This is a genomic window from Bacillus mesophilus, from assembly GCF_011008845.1.
Classification (GTDB): Bacteria; Bacillota; Bacilli; order Bacillales; family SA4; genus Bacillus_BS; species Bacillus_BS mesophilus.
This window is the reverse complement of record NZ_JAAIWM010000001.1, coordinates 461,796-474,767: the sequence shown is the minus strand read 5'-3', so window position 1 is coordinate 474,767 and position 12,972 is coordinate 461,796. Positions and strand designations below refer to the sequence as shown.

Sequence of the window (12,972 nt, the reverse complement as noted above, 5' to 3'; positions counted from 1 at the left end):
TCTTGTGGTTAAAAGGATAATAGAGATGAATTTATTTTTCACCTCTATCATTCTCTTCATCTAATTCAATTTTAACAATAGATGAAAATGGTACAATCCAGTGATTATAGTTAATCTTCTTCTTGTTCTTCTTCTTTTTCTTTGGTTTACTTTCTATTAATGACTTATCTGGCTCATTTTTATTCTGTTGCTTATATTGATCCTGTGGAGAATATTTCGCTTCTATTTGATGAGAATCCTTGTTTTGACCTAGCTCTGTATCTATTCCTAGCTCAAATTGAGTTTCAATTACTGGATCTATAGTCGCTTCATTTTGTATTTCATCATCTTTCGCTTTATCAAAATGAGCTTTACTTTTATTGCTACCTTTTTTAGAGATATCAGGGTTATTATGCTCTTTGTCAGTAGGTGTATTTTCTTCAAGGGATCTTGTGTTATCTTCATGTCGAGTAGAAGGTGGGTAGGAAGGAATCGTGATTGTTCTCTTTACTTTCTTAGATGAGTTAATTTCAGGTTCTTTATCTGAACTGGTTACGAGGGGGGCGTCTGATCCGTTATCGATTTTTTCGTTGTTGTTTTTGTTTACTTCAAAAAATTGTATAGCACAAATTTGCTTTAAATCCAAAGTAATACGATCCCTGGTTTTGAAAGAGGGGTGATGCTCATGGACCGGTCGAACAAATAGGCAGTTCGATTCAATGTCTACATGCAAAGGTTTTAGATAGATTGTAGAGAAACACTCTTTACCAATTTGGATAAAAGGTTTGAATGGCTTACCGTTCTCTAAATAGATGACAATAACAAATTCAGGCATGAACGGAAGGAAGCAGTAGGGTTTCTTCTTTTGAGTGAGTTGGATTAATCGTTGTATCGACAATTGTTGTTCCATAGGTTTACCCTCCTTTCTATTGTTATGTATCCGCCCATAGAGAGCGGTAATGCTTATTAGTGATGATCATCTAATTCAACAAATCCAACTGATTCGAAGGGTAATATCCATGATTTACCGATTTTTTTGTGCTTTTTTTTCTTCTTTTTCTTTTTTTTCTTATCTTTATTCTCTTCTTGCTTTTCTTCTTCTTTTTTATCATGATCTAAAACTTCTATTTCTACAAAATCAGATCCTACAAAGCAAATTCTAGCTTTAACTTTACGATCACCTTCTAGCTCCATCTTTACTACACATCCAATAAGCTGACGAAGACGGTAGTTTAATCCACCTTGTAGTCCACCTAGTCGTACACGGAAATCCTTGTCACACAAGAAGCGATCATACAAGTGGTCATGACCATGATGTTCAAAATCATGGTGTCTACAATAGTCTTGATGGTGATGGTGATGAGGTTCAAAACCGTGGTGAACATGATGGAAATCATGATAATGGTGGTCGTCGTGATAAGAAGTTTTCTTACCACATATTGAACAATGATGAGTCATAATTTCTTTCCTCCCTATGATATTTTTTTTATTTTTAAAGAGATTATAAGAAGAAGTTTATCGTGGTATTAGAAGATCTGCGTCCAAGGCTGTGATGATGAACATGATCCTCAACTAAATGTTGATTTCTTCTTCTTAATGGAGTTAATCTCGGAACTCCTAGATGATTTCTCAAGCCGGTACGCTGGAGATTACATTTGTGACCAATACTACGATGATTACCACTAAGTAGTCTGTTATTATGTTGGCAACGACAAGATTGACCATTTAGCGATTGTAATCGATTAGTAGAATGCACAGGAGAATGTTGTTGCAACTTTGATTGACATGAACGACAAGTGACGTGATGATGAGACATATTAATACCTCCTATCCCCGTATATCATATAATATGAAATTTTTGGTATTTTGAAATGGACATAAGCCTGAAGAGAGAACAAGTTTACCTTGTCCTCTCCAAAAATGTGTGTTTACCAGTGATGATGAAAATCATCAAAAAAGTGGTCACGTCTACAGCCACAACGATGTCTTAAATGACAAACAGGACGACAACGGAAGCGTCTACATAGTGACTTACAATGACAGTCATCATCAAAGTGACGATGGCGTTTTTCTTTTATGATCACTTTGACTACTTTTTCCACTTTTCTCTTTTTCTTTTTTGACATAATAATTCTCACCTCTTTCTAAAAGTGATATTGTATTTTATGTTTGAAATTCACCATTGGACAGGTACGGTTACCCCTCCTTTAAAAAAATCCTTAAAACGTCTACATGATGAGGCTCACATTCAATATAGGAAACTAATAAACTAATAAAGGATAATAGATTTAATGCAGTTGGTGTACTAGAAGGAGTGGGAGAAATTGTCCATTATTGGAATGCTCCATAATCAGAGAAAACCACAAAAAGTACGGAAAGCTTATGCCTGTGCAGCAGTTGCCAAAATGATGGGGGTTACCTTTTTCTACTTCACCTATGAAGATGTAGATTTTTCGAATCGCTTCATACATGGAAAGGTTTATAAGGATGGTAATTGGGTGGAGGAAAAGATGCCATTTCCAGATGCTTTATTTAATGCTGGTTCCCCAAGGACAAAAAAGGAAAGAAAGATCAATCAACGATTAAAAAAGGAAATACCATTCACAAGTCATTCAATCGGTAATAAATATTCCGTCTATAAACGAATGGTTGAATCTGAATTATTTACCGAGCTGCTCATACCATCATTTGAAATAGAGGATCCAACTGAAGTAATGGAACTCATAAAGGAATATAAAAAGATTATCATTAAGCCTAAGAAGGGTAGTAAGGGTAGAGAGCTTATTTACATGGAAGTTGAAAATTCTAACTCCATCGTTTGGACAGAAAAGGTAAAAGAAGTGGTATTGTCTATAGAAGAAGTAACAGAAATGCTAAAAGAGAGATTTTCTAAGAAGTCATTTATTTTACAGCCATTTATTACTTGTAAAACGAAACATAATCATCCCTTTGACTTTCGAATACATGTACAGAAAAATGGAGAAGGAAAATGGGCTATTAATGCGATCTATCCTAGAGTCGGACAAATTGGTGGAATTGTTAGTAATATACACAGTGGTGGGTATCGGGTGGACTTAGAGGATTTTTTACAAGAAGAGTTCTCGAATAAAGGTTTACGAATCCTAAGTCAATTAAAAGAGCTGGCTTTAGATTTTCCAGAAAAGTTTGAAAGACTTTATGATAAAAGCTTTGATGAATTGGGAATCGATGTCGCAATCGAAAATGGTCATCAGTTTAAGCTTTTCGAAGTGAATTGGAGACCAGGCTGTAAATATCGAGAATTAGAGACAGCACAATACCATATTGAATATGCTCTTTTCTTAGCTAATAGGAGCAAGAACGGAGAATTCACTAGTCATTAACCCATAGCATAGAATAAAAGAGGATGCATATGGGGGTTTTAAATATGGAGTTGGCTCAAGTTTTAAAAAAGACCATGAATGTTCAAGAAGTAGTGTTTGATTTCATGCGTTCCTATTATCGCAATTTACTACCTGGCAGAATGGGAGAAGACACGATTCCCTTCATGTTAGTCACAGATGACAGTTCTGGAGATTATTATAAGTCTGTAGGCTACTTTTATAAACCAGGTTCCAAAGCTGTAAAAGTGTTCGAGACAAATTTTTTTAGGATAGAGGATGTTCACGATAAAAATGGCACCGTTACGATTAGTCTTCTTATTCCAATTGATGTAGATGGAGCAATTGCTTCTTCACTTTGTGATGTATATAAGCTCGTAAAAACGAAGTGTTGTATCACCGTTTGTCTTGATCATTTCTGTGGCATTCAATTTGCAGACCCTAGATTAGTGAATCGTAAGCTACCAGTAGTTGAACCAAAATGGTAAAGAGCGCTCATACATGTGAGTGTTCTTTTTTTATCGTTCACACATACATACACTTTATTGAATTATTCTCAAAATAAGGACAACCGCCTATACCTCTTTTCTGTTGAAACATATTATACCTTTGAGTAATACTTAAAGAGGAGGAAGTAGGATGTCAAAAAAGAAAAAAGAAATCCATGTAGATAAGCTTATTGTTAAGGCAGATGAAGTTTTTATTATGAGCGATGATGACCGCAAACGTGGTGACAGAGACAGAGACAGAGATAGAGATAGAGATAGAGATAGAGATAGAGATAGAGATAGAGATAGAGATAGAGGCCGTGATCCATGGTTTGGTTTTCTAAGAGGAGACCGTAGAGTAAGAGATTTAGAAGATGTGAGAGACGATGATTTTAAGAAGGATGACGATGTATTAGGTGATGTGGATGATCGTCGGTTTGATGATGATAAAAAAGACGATCGCCGTGACTTTGATGATGACAAAAAAGATGACCGTGATGATGTAGAAGATCGTAGACGTCCTTGGTGGTTTTAATCTTTAAGGTAAGGGGAGATCAAGCTTAGCCTGGTCTCTTTTTTGTTTACATAAATATGTAGATGGACACTTCACGTTTAACCGACAGTTCAATATGCTGTAGTAGATGAATTTTTGATACCTTTTACCCAAAAGAAGGTGTGTAAAGTCTTGAGAACTATTATTTTTATTGAAACAAATAAATCTGGTTCAAGTAGAGAAGCCATCCGAGCGGCTGAAGAGTTGGGGTATTATACCGTTCTTTTTACGAACCGCAAAAAATACATTGAGCAAAGAGAAGAATTCCCTGATATCCATGAAATGGTATTACTTCACACAAAAGATATTCAAGAAATGATCACTTGCATGGAGAAATTACAGTCACAGGGAAAAGTCATTGATGGAGTGATTAGTTTTGTTGATTCATATGTTTCAATTGCCATTGAGCTTTCAGAGAGTTTAGGTTTGGAAGGGTTTAGTTTGCCGTCTGTAAAAGTTATGGAAGATAAAGTACTAACTCGTCAAGCACTAAACAGGTGCTCAGCTAATGTTCATTATGCAGTATTCGACCCGGGTGAATCCATAGAATCATTTATTAATCGTTTAACCGTTGGCATTCCACATATAGTGAAAGCACCCGGATCAACAGGTTCAAAGGATGTTTATCTTGTAGAAGATAAAATGCAATTACTTGAAGTAATGAATAACTTATTGCAGGAATATCCCGAACAACCTATTTTGATTGAAGAATATATTGTCGGTCCCCAATGGTTGATAGAGACTCTTGTAGTGGACGGGAATGTAGAAATTTTAGCAGTGATTGAGCAGGAAATTACAAAGGAAGAACGCTTCATCATTACGGGTTACTATTCTGTTGTAAATGTAGATTCTTCTTCATTGGTTTCTTTAAAAAAGACATTGAATGATATTATCAGAGAAATTGGGATGAAAAAAGGAAGCTGTCACTTTGAAATTAGAAAAGTAGGAGAAAAGTGGAAGCTTATTGAGGTCAATCCTCGGATTTCTGGAGGAGCTATGAATTCGATGGTTCTTCATAGTTTAGGGATTAACGTGGTGGAACAAACGTTACGTTTATATCTTGATCTGCCGGTAATTCTAACTCCAATTAAACGTGAAGTTGTATATACCCATTATTTAACCATTTCAACAAGTGGGAAAATTGTCAAGATTACTGGAAAGAATAGAGCAGTTCGAGCTGAAGGAGTAAAGGAAGTCTATATAAAGCCGAGAAAAGGAATGTTCGTGCATCCTCCCACCTCTATGGGACATCGCTATGGATATATAATGGCTGCAGCAGAAACAAAGGAAAAGGCAAAGGAACTAGCCCTAATTGCTGCAAAAGAAATACGCTTCTATATTGAAGAGCAGGAGTGAAAGATGATGGTGACAATTGGTATGCTTCATTATCGTAAGCATCCGGATACGGTGAAAAAAGCATATGCCTATGCTGCTGCAGCAAAAATGGAAGGCGTTAACTTTTTTTATTTTTCGTTTAGTAATGTTGACTTTTTAACAGAAACGATAGTTGGTTATAAATATGAAGACGGCGGTTGGGTGATTGATACGTTTCCATTTCCTGATATCATCTATAATGCGGGAAGTGCTTCTACCGAAATGCAGTCACAGGTTGAGGAAAAGCTAAGAGAGTTAATTCCGTTTACTAGTCACTCAATTGGGAATAAGATGAGTGTGTATAACAGAATTCAGGATGGTCAGGAGTTCAGGCAATACCTCATACCTACGAAGAAAATGAAGTCGGTTCAATCAGTCATGGACGTATTAAAAAGAGAAAAGAAGGTGATTATTAAGCCAACTTCAGGTAGAAAAGGCGATGATGTCATCTTTATTGAAAGAATTCATGATGAATACCGACTGTTAGTTAGAAGAAGGGAACTAAGATTTAACTACGCGCAGTTTAGTCAATATATTATAGATTTATTAATAATCAATAGTTGGATTGTACAGCCTTATATTCAATCAGTGACAAATGATGGTTTCCCTTATGATTTTAGGCTCCATGTTCAAAAAAATGCAGAAGGAAAATGGATTATTACTTGTATCTATCCGAGAGTTACTGTTAAGGGAGTAGTTTCAAACATAAGCAAGGGTGGTTATACGAATATGTTTGAAGACTTTTTAAGAATGGAATTTAATGAACACTACTTCAATATGAAGCGCTATTTAGAGCACTTTGCGGTAAGCTTTGCGAGCCATTTTGACTCTTTATATGATGACCAATTAGATGAACTTGGCATTGATATTGGAATAGATAAGAATCGAAAGGCTTGGATTTATGAGGTAAACTGGAGACCGGGAACACCACCGACGTATAGCCTAGAGTTGGATGTAGCACGAAATATGGTCGGGTATGCTGCACATATCGTTAGAAAAAATACGAACGAAAACTAGATAATTGTTTTGTTTATTCGTGTTTTCTGTGATAAAATAAAAATATCAAGAAGTTTAAAATCGCAGTGACTGACGAGAATAGTGGAAGAGACCACTGGGGAGCTGCGTCATAGGAATAGCCGTTCGTCTGGGCAGGGGTAAGCGTAGTCTTACCTTTTACCATTTCAAGGGGGCAAATAGAATGAGTCAACCGTTAGTTTTAGATGGACTTAAGGTAGCTGAAGATATTAAATCAAAGCTACAGGCAAGAGTAAGTTCGTTAAAGGAAGAGGGGGTTACACCTTGCTTAGCTACTGTATTAGTAGGGGATGACTCTTCATCTGCTACATATGTAAGAATGAAAGGCAATGCGTGTGAGAAATTAGGAATTCAATCGAAGCGTATTCATTTACCATCTGATACAACAACAGAAGAGTTGATTCAATGTATTGAGGAATTAAATCAAGATCCTCTAGTTGATGGAATCTTGCTACAGCACCCGGTTCCATCTCATATTGATGAGCGAGCGGCATTTGAAGCTATTTCCATTGATAAGGATGTTGATGGAGTGACTAGTTGGGGATTTGGACAGCTTGCTTTCGGATTTGGTAAATATCCTTGCTGTACACCAGCTGCAATTATGGCGATCTTAGACTATTATAATCTTCCAATTGAAGGGAAGCATGCAGTCGTAGTAGGTCGAAGCCCTATTTTAGGGAAGCCTGTTTCCATTATGCTTCTTAACCGTAATGCTACCGTGACAACCTGTCACTCTCGTACTCAAAACCTCAGTGATCTAGTAAAACAGGCTGATATTGTTGTCGCAGCTGTAGGAAAACCTAATTTTATCCAAGGTGATTGGATGAAGGAAGGTGCCGTTGTTTTAGATGCTGGATATAATGAAGGTAATATTGGGGACGTTGATTATGAAGCATGCTTTGAAAAAGCCAGTGCGATTACACCTGTACCGGGTGGAGTCGGTCCTGTGACCATCTCTATGCTCCTAAAACATACCGTTGATTCTGCTGAATTACGAGCGAACCAATAAAAAATACATAACATCACCTAGTGAATTAAAATCATTAGGTGGTGTTTTTTTGTTCTGGAAAAGGGCTGAATACATGATATCCGACTAGTCAAAGGTCATTTTAGGTAAGGGTGATTTTGTTATGTTCATATAAAACATACATGAAACTGAACTTTTTAAAAATACTATACAGTAAGGACAAGTTCAGGAGAATGATGATGGAACCAATACATATACCAACTTACGAAGAAATTCAAGAAGTAAGAAGAGCATTGAGTAATATGAACCTCGATCATTGGCTTCATAAAGAAGTTTTTACTATGACCTGGTGGTTTCTTTTATTCTCTTCAATCGCCCCGTTTATTGTTTGGTGGAAGCTTGTTGACAGAGAACGTTTTGATGAGATATTTTCTTTCGGTTTATTGTGCGGGATATTTGCTACCATTCTTGATGTTATGGGAGTTGACCTAGTACTATGGGGATATCCAGATAAACTATTTTCGATGATTCCACCCCTATTTCCTGCAGATCTTTGTGTGATCCCAGTATCCACGATGTTAATGTATCAAATATTTACAAGGTGGCGGTCCTTCTTTTATGCGACAGTCGTGTGGTCTTTTGTCTTATCATTTGTAATAGAACCTATCTTTGTTTATTTTAATATGTTTGCCTTACACAATTGGAAGCATATGTATTCATTTTTTGCTTTTATCGCTTTTCTGTTATTCTGTCGTTTTATATTCAGTAAAATTCAAAAAAGTATTAGGCAGAAAGCTATTGCTTGAAATCATTTTTTTCTAAAACGAAAATGCTGAACAGGTAATCAAAATAAATACCTGCACTAGTCACCAAACATGTACTAGCTGAATAGCTTATAAAGATGAATGGATTATCTTGTAAATATGTTCTATTTGAACTTATTACTGGATAACCTTTATCAGTTAGGTTAGACAAGTAGAGGAGTGCGGTAGGGTGACTTGGTTACATTTTGTTCTGTTAAGCCTTGCGAGCTTTCGTTTAACTCATTTAATTGTTTTTGATAATATCACATCCTTTTTACGTAGACCCTTTCATGAAGAGGTTACAGAAACGGAAGAAGATGGGACGACTTCTACCTATATAGTTGTAAAAGGAACCGGAATAAGGAAGTGGTTCGGAGAGCTTCTTAGCTGCTATTGGTGTACAGGTATTTGGTGTACGACAGCTTTATATGCTCTCTGGTGGATTTGGCCAAAAGGAGTGGAGCCACTAGTGATCATTCTTGCCATAGCTGGTTGCGCTGCCATTATTGAAACGATTGTATTAAAACTATCAGATAGCTAGTACTTTCCTAAACTTAGCCTTTTTTGTTTATTGTTTGGAACTCTGTTCATTAAGAGTTCATATAATAGAATAAACAAGCTAGGAGGGATGAATCTGTGCGAAAAAAACTGGCTAATTTGAATGTCGAAAAACAGACACCTAAAACGAATGAAGTGAAGAAAAAAAAGAAAACTTGTGGCTGCGGTCGAAAAAGAAAGCAGTCTCTATAAAAGAAATAGGCGATTAGTGCCTGTTTCTTTTTTTGTTGAGCGACACTTAAGTTCTATAAATTGGAAGGTTGCATTAAACATATTCAAGTCAAAACAACGCAATCTATAATATGTACTTAAAAGTATAGGACGAAGGATGATTCGAATGAAAAAATGTTTATTTGTAACACTAGCGTTGATTTGTTTAGCTGCATGTAACGGAACGGATGAAGAGGGTATGACCCTAGATACTACAACACGGAATGTATCAAATAATCACTCTTATAGTGAAAAGATGAGGCTAACTAAAGATGCAGTGGCAATCAAAGCAAAGCACGAAATATTGAGTTATGAAGAAATCAATGAGGTTATAGCTGTTCATCATGATGATGAGCTTTTTGTCGGATTTAACGTTAAGAAGCTTGAAGAATTTAATGTGATGGATGTTGAGAGCAAAGTGCGAAAGAAGTTGAATAAGCTATTTCCTGATGAAAAAATCACAGTATCTCATGATTATAAAATTTTATTAGAGCTTAACCAACTTATAGATGAAGATAAGAATTTATCAGAAAAAGAAATAGAAAAGCGTCTTCATAAGATCAAAAGCCTGGCTAAGGAAAAAACTTAAGTAAAGAGAGAGATGATACGATGGCTAACAATAATAAAAACCATATGGCTTCACAACAAGCCTATCAACAATTTGAAAAACAGCGTGAATTTAAACGTCCAGTTTTCTTAAATTGCTTAAAGGCATTCTTAGTTGGCGGCTTAATCTGTTGTATCGGACAAGCTGTTTCTTTATTTTATATTACATTTTTTGATTTTACAGAAATGACAGTAGGAAATCCAACAGTGGCAACTATGATTTTCTTTTCAATGCTTCTAACTGGATTTGGTGTATATGATCATCTTGCACAATTTGCTGGTGCAGGCAGTGCTGTACCTGTAACCGGATTTGGAAATGCAGTAATATCTGCTGCAATTGAGCACAAAACGGAAGGCTTTGTGTTAGGAGTAGGAGGGAATCTGTTTAAACTGGCAGGCTCGGTCGTGCTTTTTGGTACCTTCTCTGCTTTTGTTGTAGCGTTAGTGAAGACAATAATCATGATGATAGGAGGACTCTAAATGACGCAAATGCAACGTACATGGGTATTTGAGAATAAGCCGGTTATCTTATCTTCCGCTGCTATTGGGGGTCCTTTTGAAGCGGAGGGTAATTTAGCAGAGGACTTTGACATCCTCCACGAGGATCTATGGATAGGAGAAGATTCCTATGAGAAAGCACATAAAATTCTCTTAGAAGAATCTATTTATAAAAGCATCGAAAAAGCTAATTTAACAAAGGATGATATACAATTTTTACTTGCAGGAGATCTAATCAATCAAATTACTCCAAGTAGCTTTGCTGCTAGGACATTAGGGACACCGTACTTTGGCTTATTTGGAGCCTGCTCTACCTCTATGGAGGGACTGGCACTAGGAGCCTTTATAGTCAATCATGGTGGAGCTGATCATATCGTAACAGCTGCATCTAGTCATAACTCTGCGGTTGAGAAACAATTTCGATATCCTACTGAGTATGGTGGACAAAAGCCGCCAACAGCACAGTGGACAGTTACGGGTTCAGGAGCCTGCGTGGTGGGGAAATCGGGAAATGGACCGCAAGTAACATCTGCCACAATCGGAAAAGTAATGGATATGGGGCTAAAGGATCCTTTTAACATGGGAGGAGCAATGGCACCCGCGGCAGTTGATACGATCGAGGCTCATTTTAAAGAGCGGCAAATTGATCCTTCATATTATGACCTTATCATAACAGGTGACTTAGGGAAGATTGGAAGAAAGGTTGCGCTGGATTTAATGACAGAGCATCAAATTGGCATAAAGCCAGAGCAGTTTAAGGATTGTGGATTATTAATTTATAAAGATGATCAGCCAGTAATGGCAGGTGCGAGTGGACCAGGATGTTCAGCGACTGTCCTTTATGGCCATCTATTAAATAAGATGAGAAAAGGGGAGCTAAAGAGAATTTTAGTTGTTGCGACTGGGGCTCTTCTTTCTCCTTTATCTTTTCAGCAACAGGAAACGATTCCTTGTATTGCGCATGCCGTTTCTATCGAATACGGAGGTGAAGCATAGTGTTTGCAACATTTTTCTGGGCATTTGTTGTGGGTGGACTTATTTGTGTAATCGGACAAATTATGTTTGACGTATTAAAACTAACTCCTGCACATACGTTGAGTACACTTGTTGTAATGGGTGCGATTTTAGATGGCTTCGGTTTATATGAGCCTTTAATTGCTTTTGCAGGTGCGGGTGCAACGATACCCATTACTAGTTTCGGTAATTCCCTTGTTCATGGAGCCCTAGAAGAGGCAGAACAGCATGGAATTATTGGTGTGCTAACTGGAATGTTTGAAGTGACAAGCTCTGGTATTTCAGCCGCTATTATTTTTGCATTTATAGGAGCACTATTGTTTAAACCTAAGGGTTAAGGTAGGGGAAGGCAGTGAGTTCAGCAGCTAGTTTAAGGTGTGCTAACTTCCCTCTCGCTAGAAGGAATATTTAAATGATAGATACAGCCTAGAAGAAAAGAGTGATTTGTATGCCTGAATGGCTGCATATTATAATACGGTCCTTTTCAATATTAGTTGGGTTATTTTTTATATTAAAAATCCTAGGAAAAAAACAATTATCAGAGCTCTCTTTCTTTGAAACAATTGTTGGTATAACAGTAGGAGATATTGCGGGGGCCTTATCCATGGACCTCGCTGTTTCATATCTTCATGGTGTAGTTGCACTGCTTATTTGGGCTTTATTTCCTTTCATGTTAGACTTCTTTGCGGTGAAAAGTAAAAAGTTTCGTGATTTTGTTGAGGGGAAATCAACCGTTTTTATTCAAAATGGAAAAATCCTTGAGAAGAATTTATATAAAGAAAAAGTATCGTCTGATGAGCTTTTAGAAATGCTACGGGAGAAAAACGTATTTAAAGTAGCGGATGTGGAGTTTGCTTCTTTTGAACCCACGGGTGATCTAAGTGTCTTATTAAAAAAAGAACACCAGCCGATTACATTAGGCGATATAGACCCAAACCCACCTCAAGAAAAAGAGCCTCAAGCTATTATAATGGATGGTAAAATTCTAGAAGAATCACTCTCAACAACAAAGCTAACTAAAAGTTGGATACAAAAAGAGATGGATGAACGGAGTATCCAAATAAAGGATGTCTTTCTAGCGCAAATTGATGGCAATCAAAAGCTTCATATTGATCTATTTGATGATACAAAGGAACTACCACACCCGCCAGAATCAAAACGGGTTTATGCGACTTTAAAAAAGTGTCAGGCAGAACTAGAATTAATTGGGCTTAAAATGAAAAACCAAGACCATCAAGACTTTTACCAACAACAAGCTATCCAATTAACCAAGCTTATTCAAAATCTAGAGGGCCACCTAAATGAAACAACAGAAAAAAATTAAGTGAGTGAACATGTCTGAATTTCCACTTCTGACCTAGTACACTTGTCCAGTCAAACTTGTCTATGCTTCATAGTATATAGTGAACAGTTTCCCAACATGCTAATTTCTCTAAGCTCTCCGTGTTAGCGGAGGGCCTTTTTTAGTGTTAGGAAATGATAAAATTTATCACTTGTTGAAAACTTGGACTAGTGCATTTGAATTGTC

At 36.8% G+C, this 12,972-nt stretch carries 17 protein-coding genes and 1 riboswitch; of the genes, 13 read left to right on the top strand and 4 right to left on the bottom strand.

Translation table 11 applies throughout. The annotated features are described in order from the left end of the window. Positions 1-31: 31 nt before the first annotated feature. From G4D63_RS02440 to G4D63_RS02425, 4 genes are all read right to left on the bottom strand, one after another. A complete protein-coding gene (locus G4D63_RS02440) occupies positions 32-889 on the bottom strand; it encodes a hypothetical protein (RefSeq protein ID WP_163177321.1) in 858 nt (285 codons plus the stop codon). Positions 890-945: 56 nt separating this feature from the next. Further along, entirely contained in the window at positions 946-1,437 is a 492-nt protein-coding gene (locus tag G4D63_RS02435; protein WP_163177319.1) for a hypothetical protein, read from the bottom strand. Between the two features lie 43 nt (positions 1,438-1,480). Then, positions 1,481-1,795, bottom strand: a complete 315-nt coding sequence (locus G4D63_RS02430; protein ID WP_163177317.1) for a hypothetical protein — start codon at positions 1,793-1,795, stop codon at positions 1,481-1,483. A 112-nt stretch (positions 1,796-1,907) separates the two neighbouring features. After that, positions 1,908-2,105, bottom strand: a complete 198-nt coding sequence (locus G4D63_RS02425) for a hypothetical protein (protein WP_163177315.1) — start codon at positions 2,103-2,105, stop codon at positions 1,908-1,910. A gap of 198 nt (positions 2,106-2,303) precedes the next feature. On the opposite strand from G4D63_RS02425, the gene G4D63_RS02420 reads away from it, so the two are divergent. From G4D63_RS02420 to G4D63_RS02365, 13 genes are all read left to right on the top strand, one after another. After that, positions 2,304-3,341, top strand: coding sequence for a YheC/YheD family protein (locus G4D63_RS02420; RefSeq protein ID WP_163177313.1), 1,038 nt, complete (start codon positions 2,304-2,306; stop codon positions 3,339-3,341). 44 nt (positions 3,342-3,385) lie between these two features. Further along, positions 3,386-3,826 carry a CotY/CotZ family spore coat protein gene (locus tag G4D63_RS02415; RefSeq protein WP_163177311.1) on the top strand — a complete coding sequence of 147 codons (441 nt, stop codon included), beginning with the start codon at positions 3,386-3,388 and terminating at the stop codon, positions 3,824-3,826. Positions 3,827-3,977: 151 nt separating this feature from the next. After that, positions 3,978-4,361: a hypothetical protein gene (locus tag G4D63_RS02410; protein ID WP_163177308.1), complete on the top strand. Its 384-nt coding sequence runs from the start codon at positions 3,978-3,980 to the stop codon at positions 4,359-4,361. Positions 4,362-4,511: 150 nt separating this feature from the next. Continuing rightward, entirely contained in the window at positions 4,512-5,735 is a 1,224-nt protein-coding gene (locus G4D63_RS02405) for an ATP-grasp domain-containing protein (protein ID WP_163177306.1), read from the top strand. A 3-nt stretch (positions 5,736-5,738) separates the two neighbouring features. After that, positions 5,739-6,770, top strand: a complete 1,032-nt coding sequence (locus G4D63_RS02400) for a YheC/YheD family protein (protein WP_239585846.1) — start codon at positions 5,739-5,741, stop codon at positions 6,768-6,770. Positions 6,771-6,825: 55 nt separating this feature from the next. After that, a riboswitch (ZMP/ZTP riboswitch) is annotated at positions 6,826-6,910 on the top strand. Positions 6,911-6,951: 41 nt separating this feature from the next. Continuing rightward, positions 6,952-7,797 (top strand): bifunctional 5,10-methylenetetrahydrofolate dehydrogenase/5,10-methenyltetrahydrofolate cyclohydrolase, encoded by an 846-nt coding sequence (locus G4D63_RS02395; protein ID WP_163177304.1) that lies wholly within the window; start codon positions 6,952-6,954, stop codon positions 7,795-7,797. A gap of 197 nt (positions 7,798-7,994) precedes the next feature. Beyond that, entirely contained in the window at positions 7,995-8,561 is a 567-nt protein-coding gene (locus G4D63_RS02390; RefSeq protein ID WP_163177302.1) for a CBO0543 family protein, read from the top strand. A gap of 187 nt (positions 8,562-8,748) precedes the next feature. Next, positions 8,749-9,099 (top strand): DUF1360 domain-containing protein, encoded by a 351-nt coding sequence (locus G4D63_RS02385; protein ID WP_163177300.1) that lies wholly within the window; start codon positions 8,749-8,751, stop codon positions 9,097-9,099. 354 nt (positions 9,100-9,453) lie between these two features. Further along, positions 9,454-9,915, top strand: coding sequence for a YhcN/YlaJ family sporulation lipoprotein (locus G4D63_RS02380; protein WP_163177298.1), 462 nt, complete (start codon positions 9,454-9,456; stop codon positions 9,913-9,915). A 20-nt stretch (positions 9,916-9,935) separates the two neighbouring features. After that, positions 9,936-10,412, top strand: coding sequence for a stage V sporulation protein AC (gene spoVAC, locus G4D63_RS21720; RefSeq protein WP_204559002.1), 477 nt, complete (start codon positions 9,936-9,938; stop codon positions 10,410-10,412). After that, a complete protein-coding gene (gene spoVAD, locus G4D63_RS02375; RefSeq protein ID WP_204559001.1) occupies positions 10,413-11,426 on the top strand; it encodes a stage V sporulation protein AD in 1,014 nt (337 codons plus the stop codon). Continuing rightward, the gene (spoVAE, locus tag G4D63_RS02370) at positions 11,426-11,782 is read left to right on the top strand and encodes a stage V sporulation protein AE (RefSeq protein ID WP_163177296.1); all 357 of its coding nucleotides are present in this window, start codon (positions 11,426-11,428) and stop codon (positions 11,780-11,782) included. Before spoVAD ends, spoVAE begins: the two co-directional genes overlap by 1 nt. 110 nt (positions 11,783-11,892) lie before the next feature. Beyond that, entirely contained in the window at positions 11,893-12,768 is an 876-nt protein-coding gene (locus G4D63_RS02365; RefSeq protein WP_163177294.1) for a DUF421 domain-containing protein, read from the top strand. Positions 12,769-12,972 lie beyond the last annotated feature (204 nt).

Coding starts and splice junctions, on each gene's coding strand:
- G4D63_RS02365 (WP_163177294.1), top strand. CDS start 11,893: ATGCCTGAATGGCTGCATATTATAATACGGTCCTTTTCAATATTAGTT.
- G4D63_RS02440 (WP_163177321.1), bottom strand. CDS start 889: ATGGAACAACAATTGTCGATACAACGATTAATCCAACTCACTCAAAAG.
- G4D63_RS02435 (WP_163177319.1), bottom strand. CDS start 1,437: ATGACTCATCATTGTTCAATATGTGGTAAGAAAACTTCTTATCACGAC.
- G4D63_RS02400 (WP_239585846.1), top strand. CDS start 5,739: ATGATGGTGACAATTGGTATGCTTCATTATCGTAAGCATCCGGATACG.
- G4D63_RS02380 (WP_163177298.1), top strand. CDS start 9,454: ATGAAAAAATGTTTATTTGTAACACTAGCGTTGATTTGTTTAGCTGCA.
- G4D63_RS02425 (WP_163177315.1), bottom strand. CDS start 2,105: ATGTCAAAAAAGAAAAAGAGAAAAGTGGAAAAAGTAGTCAAAGTGATC.
- G4D63_RS02415 (WP_163177311.1), top strand. CDS start 3,386: ATGGAGTTGGCTCAAGTTTTAAAAAAGACCATGAATGTTCAAGAAGTA.
- spoVAC (WP_204559002.1), top strand. CDS start 9,936: ATGGCTAACAATAATAAAAACCATATGGCTTCACAACAAGCCTATCAA.
- G4D63_RS02430 (WP_163177317.1), bottom strand. CDS start 1,795: ATGTCTCATCATCACGTCACTTGTCGTTCATGTCAATCAAAGTTGCAA.
- G4D63_RS02390 (WP_163177302.1), top strand. CDS start 7,995: ATGGAACCAATACATATACCAACTTACGAAGAAATTCAAGAAGTAAGA.
- G4D63_RS02410 (WP_163177308.1), top strand. CDS start 3,978: ATGTCAAAAAAGAAAAAAGAAATCCATGTAGATAAGCTTATTGTTAAG.
- spoVAD (WP_204559001.1), top strand. CDS start 10,413: ATGACGCAAATGCAACGTACATGGGTATTTGAGAATAAGCCGGTTATC.
- G4D63_RS02395 (WP_163177304.1), top strand. CDS start 6,952: ATGAGTCAACCGTTAGTTTTAGATGGACTTAAGGTAGCTGAAGATATT.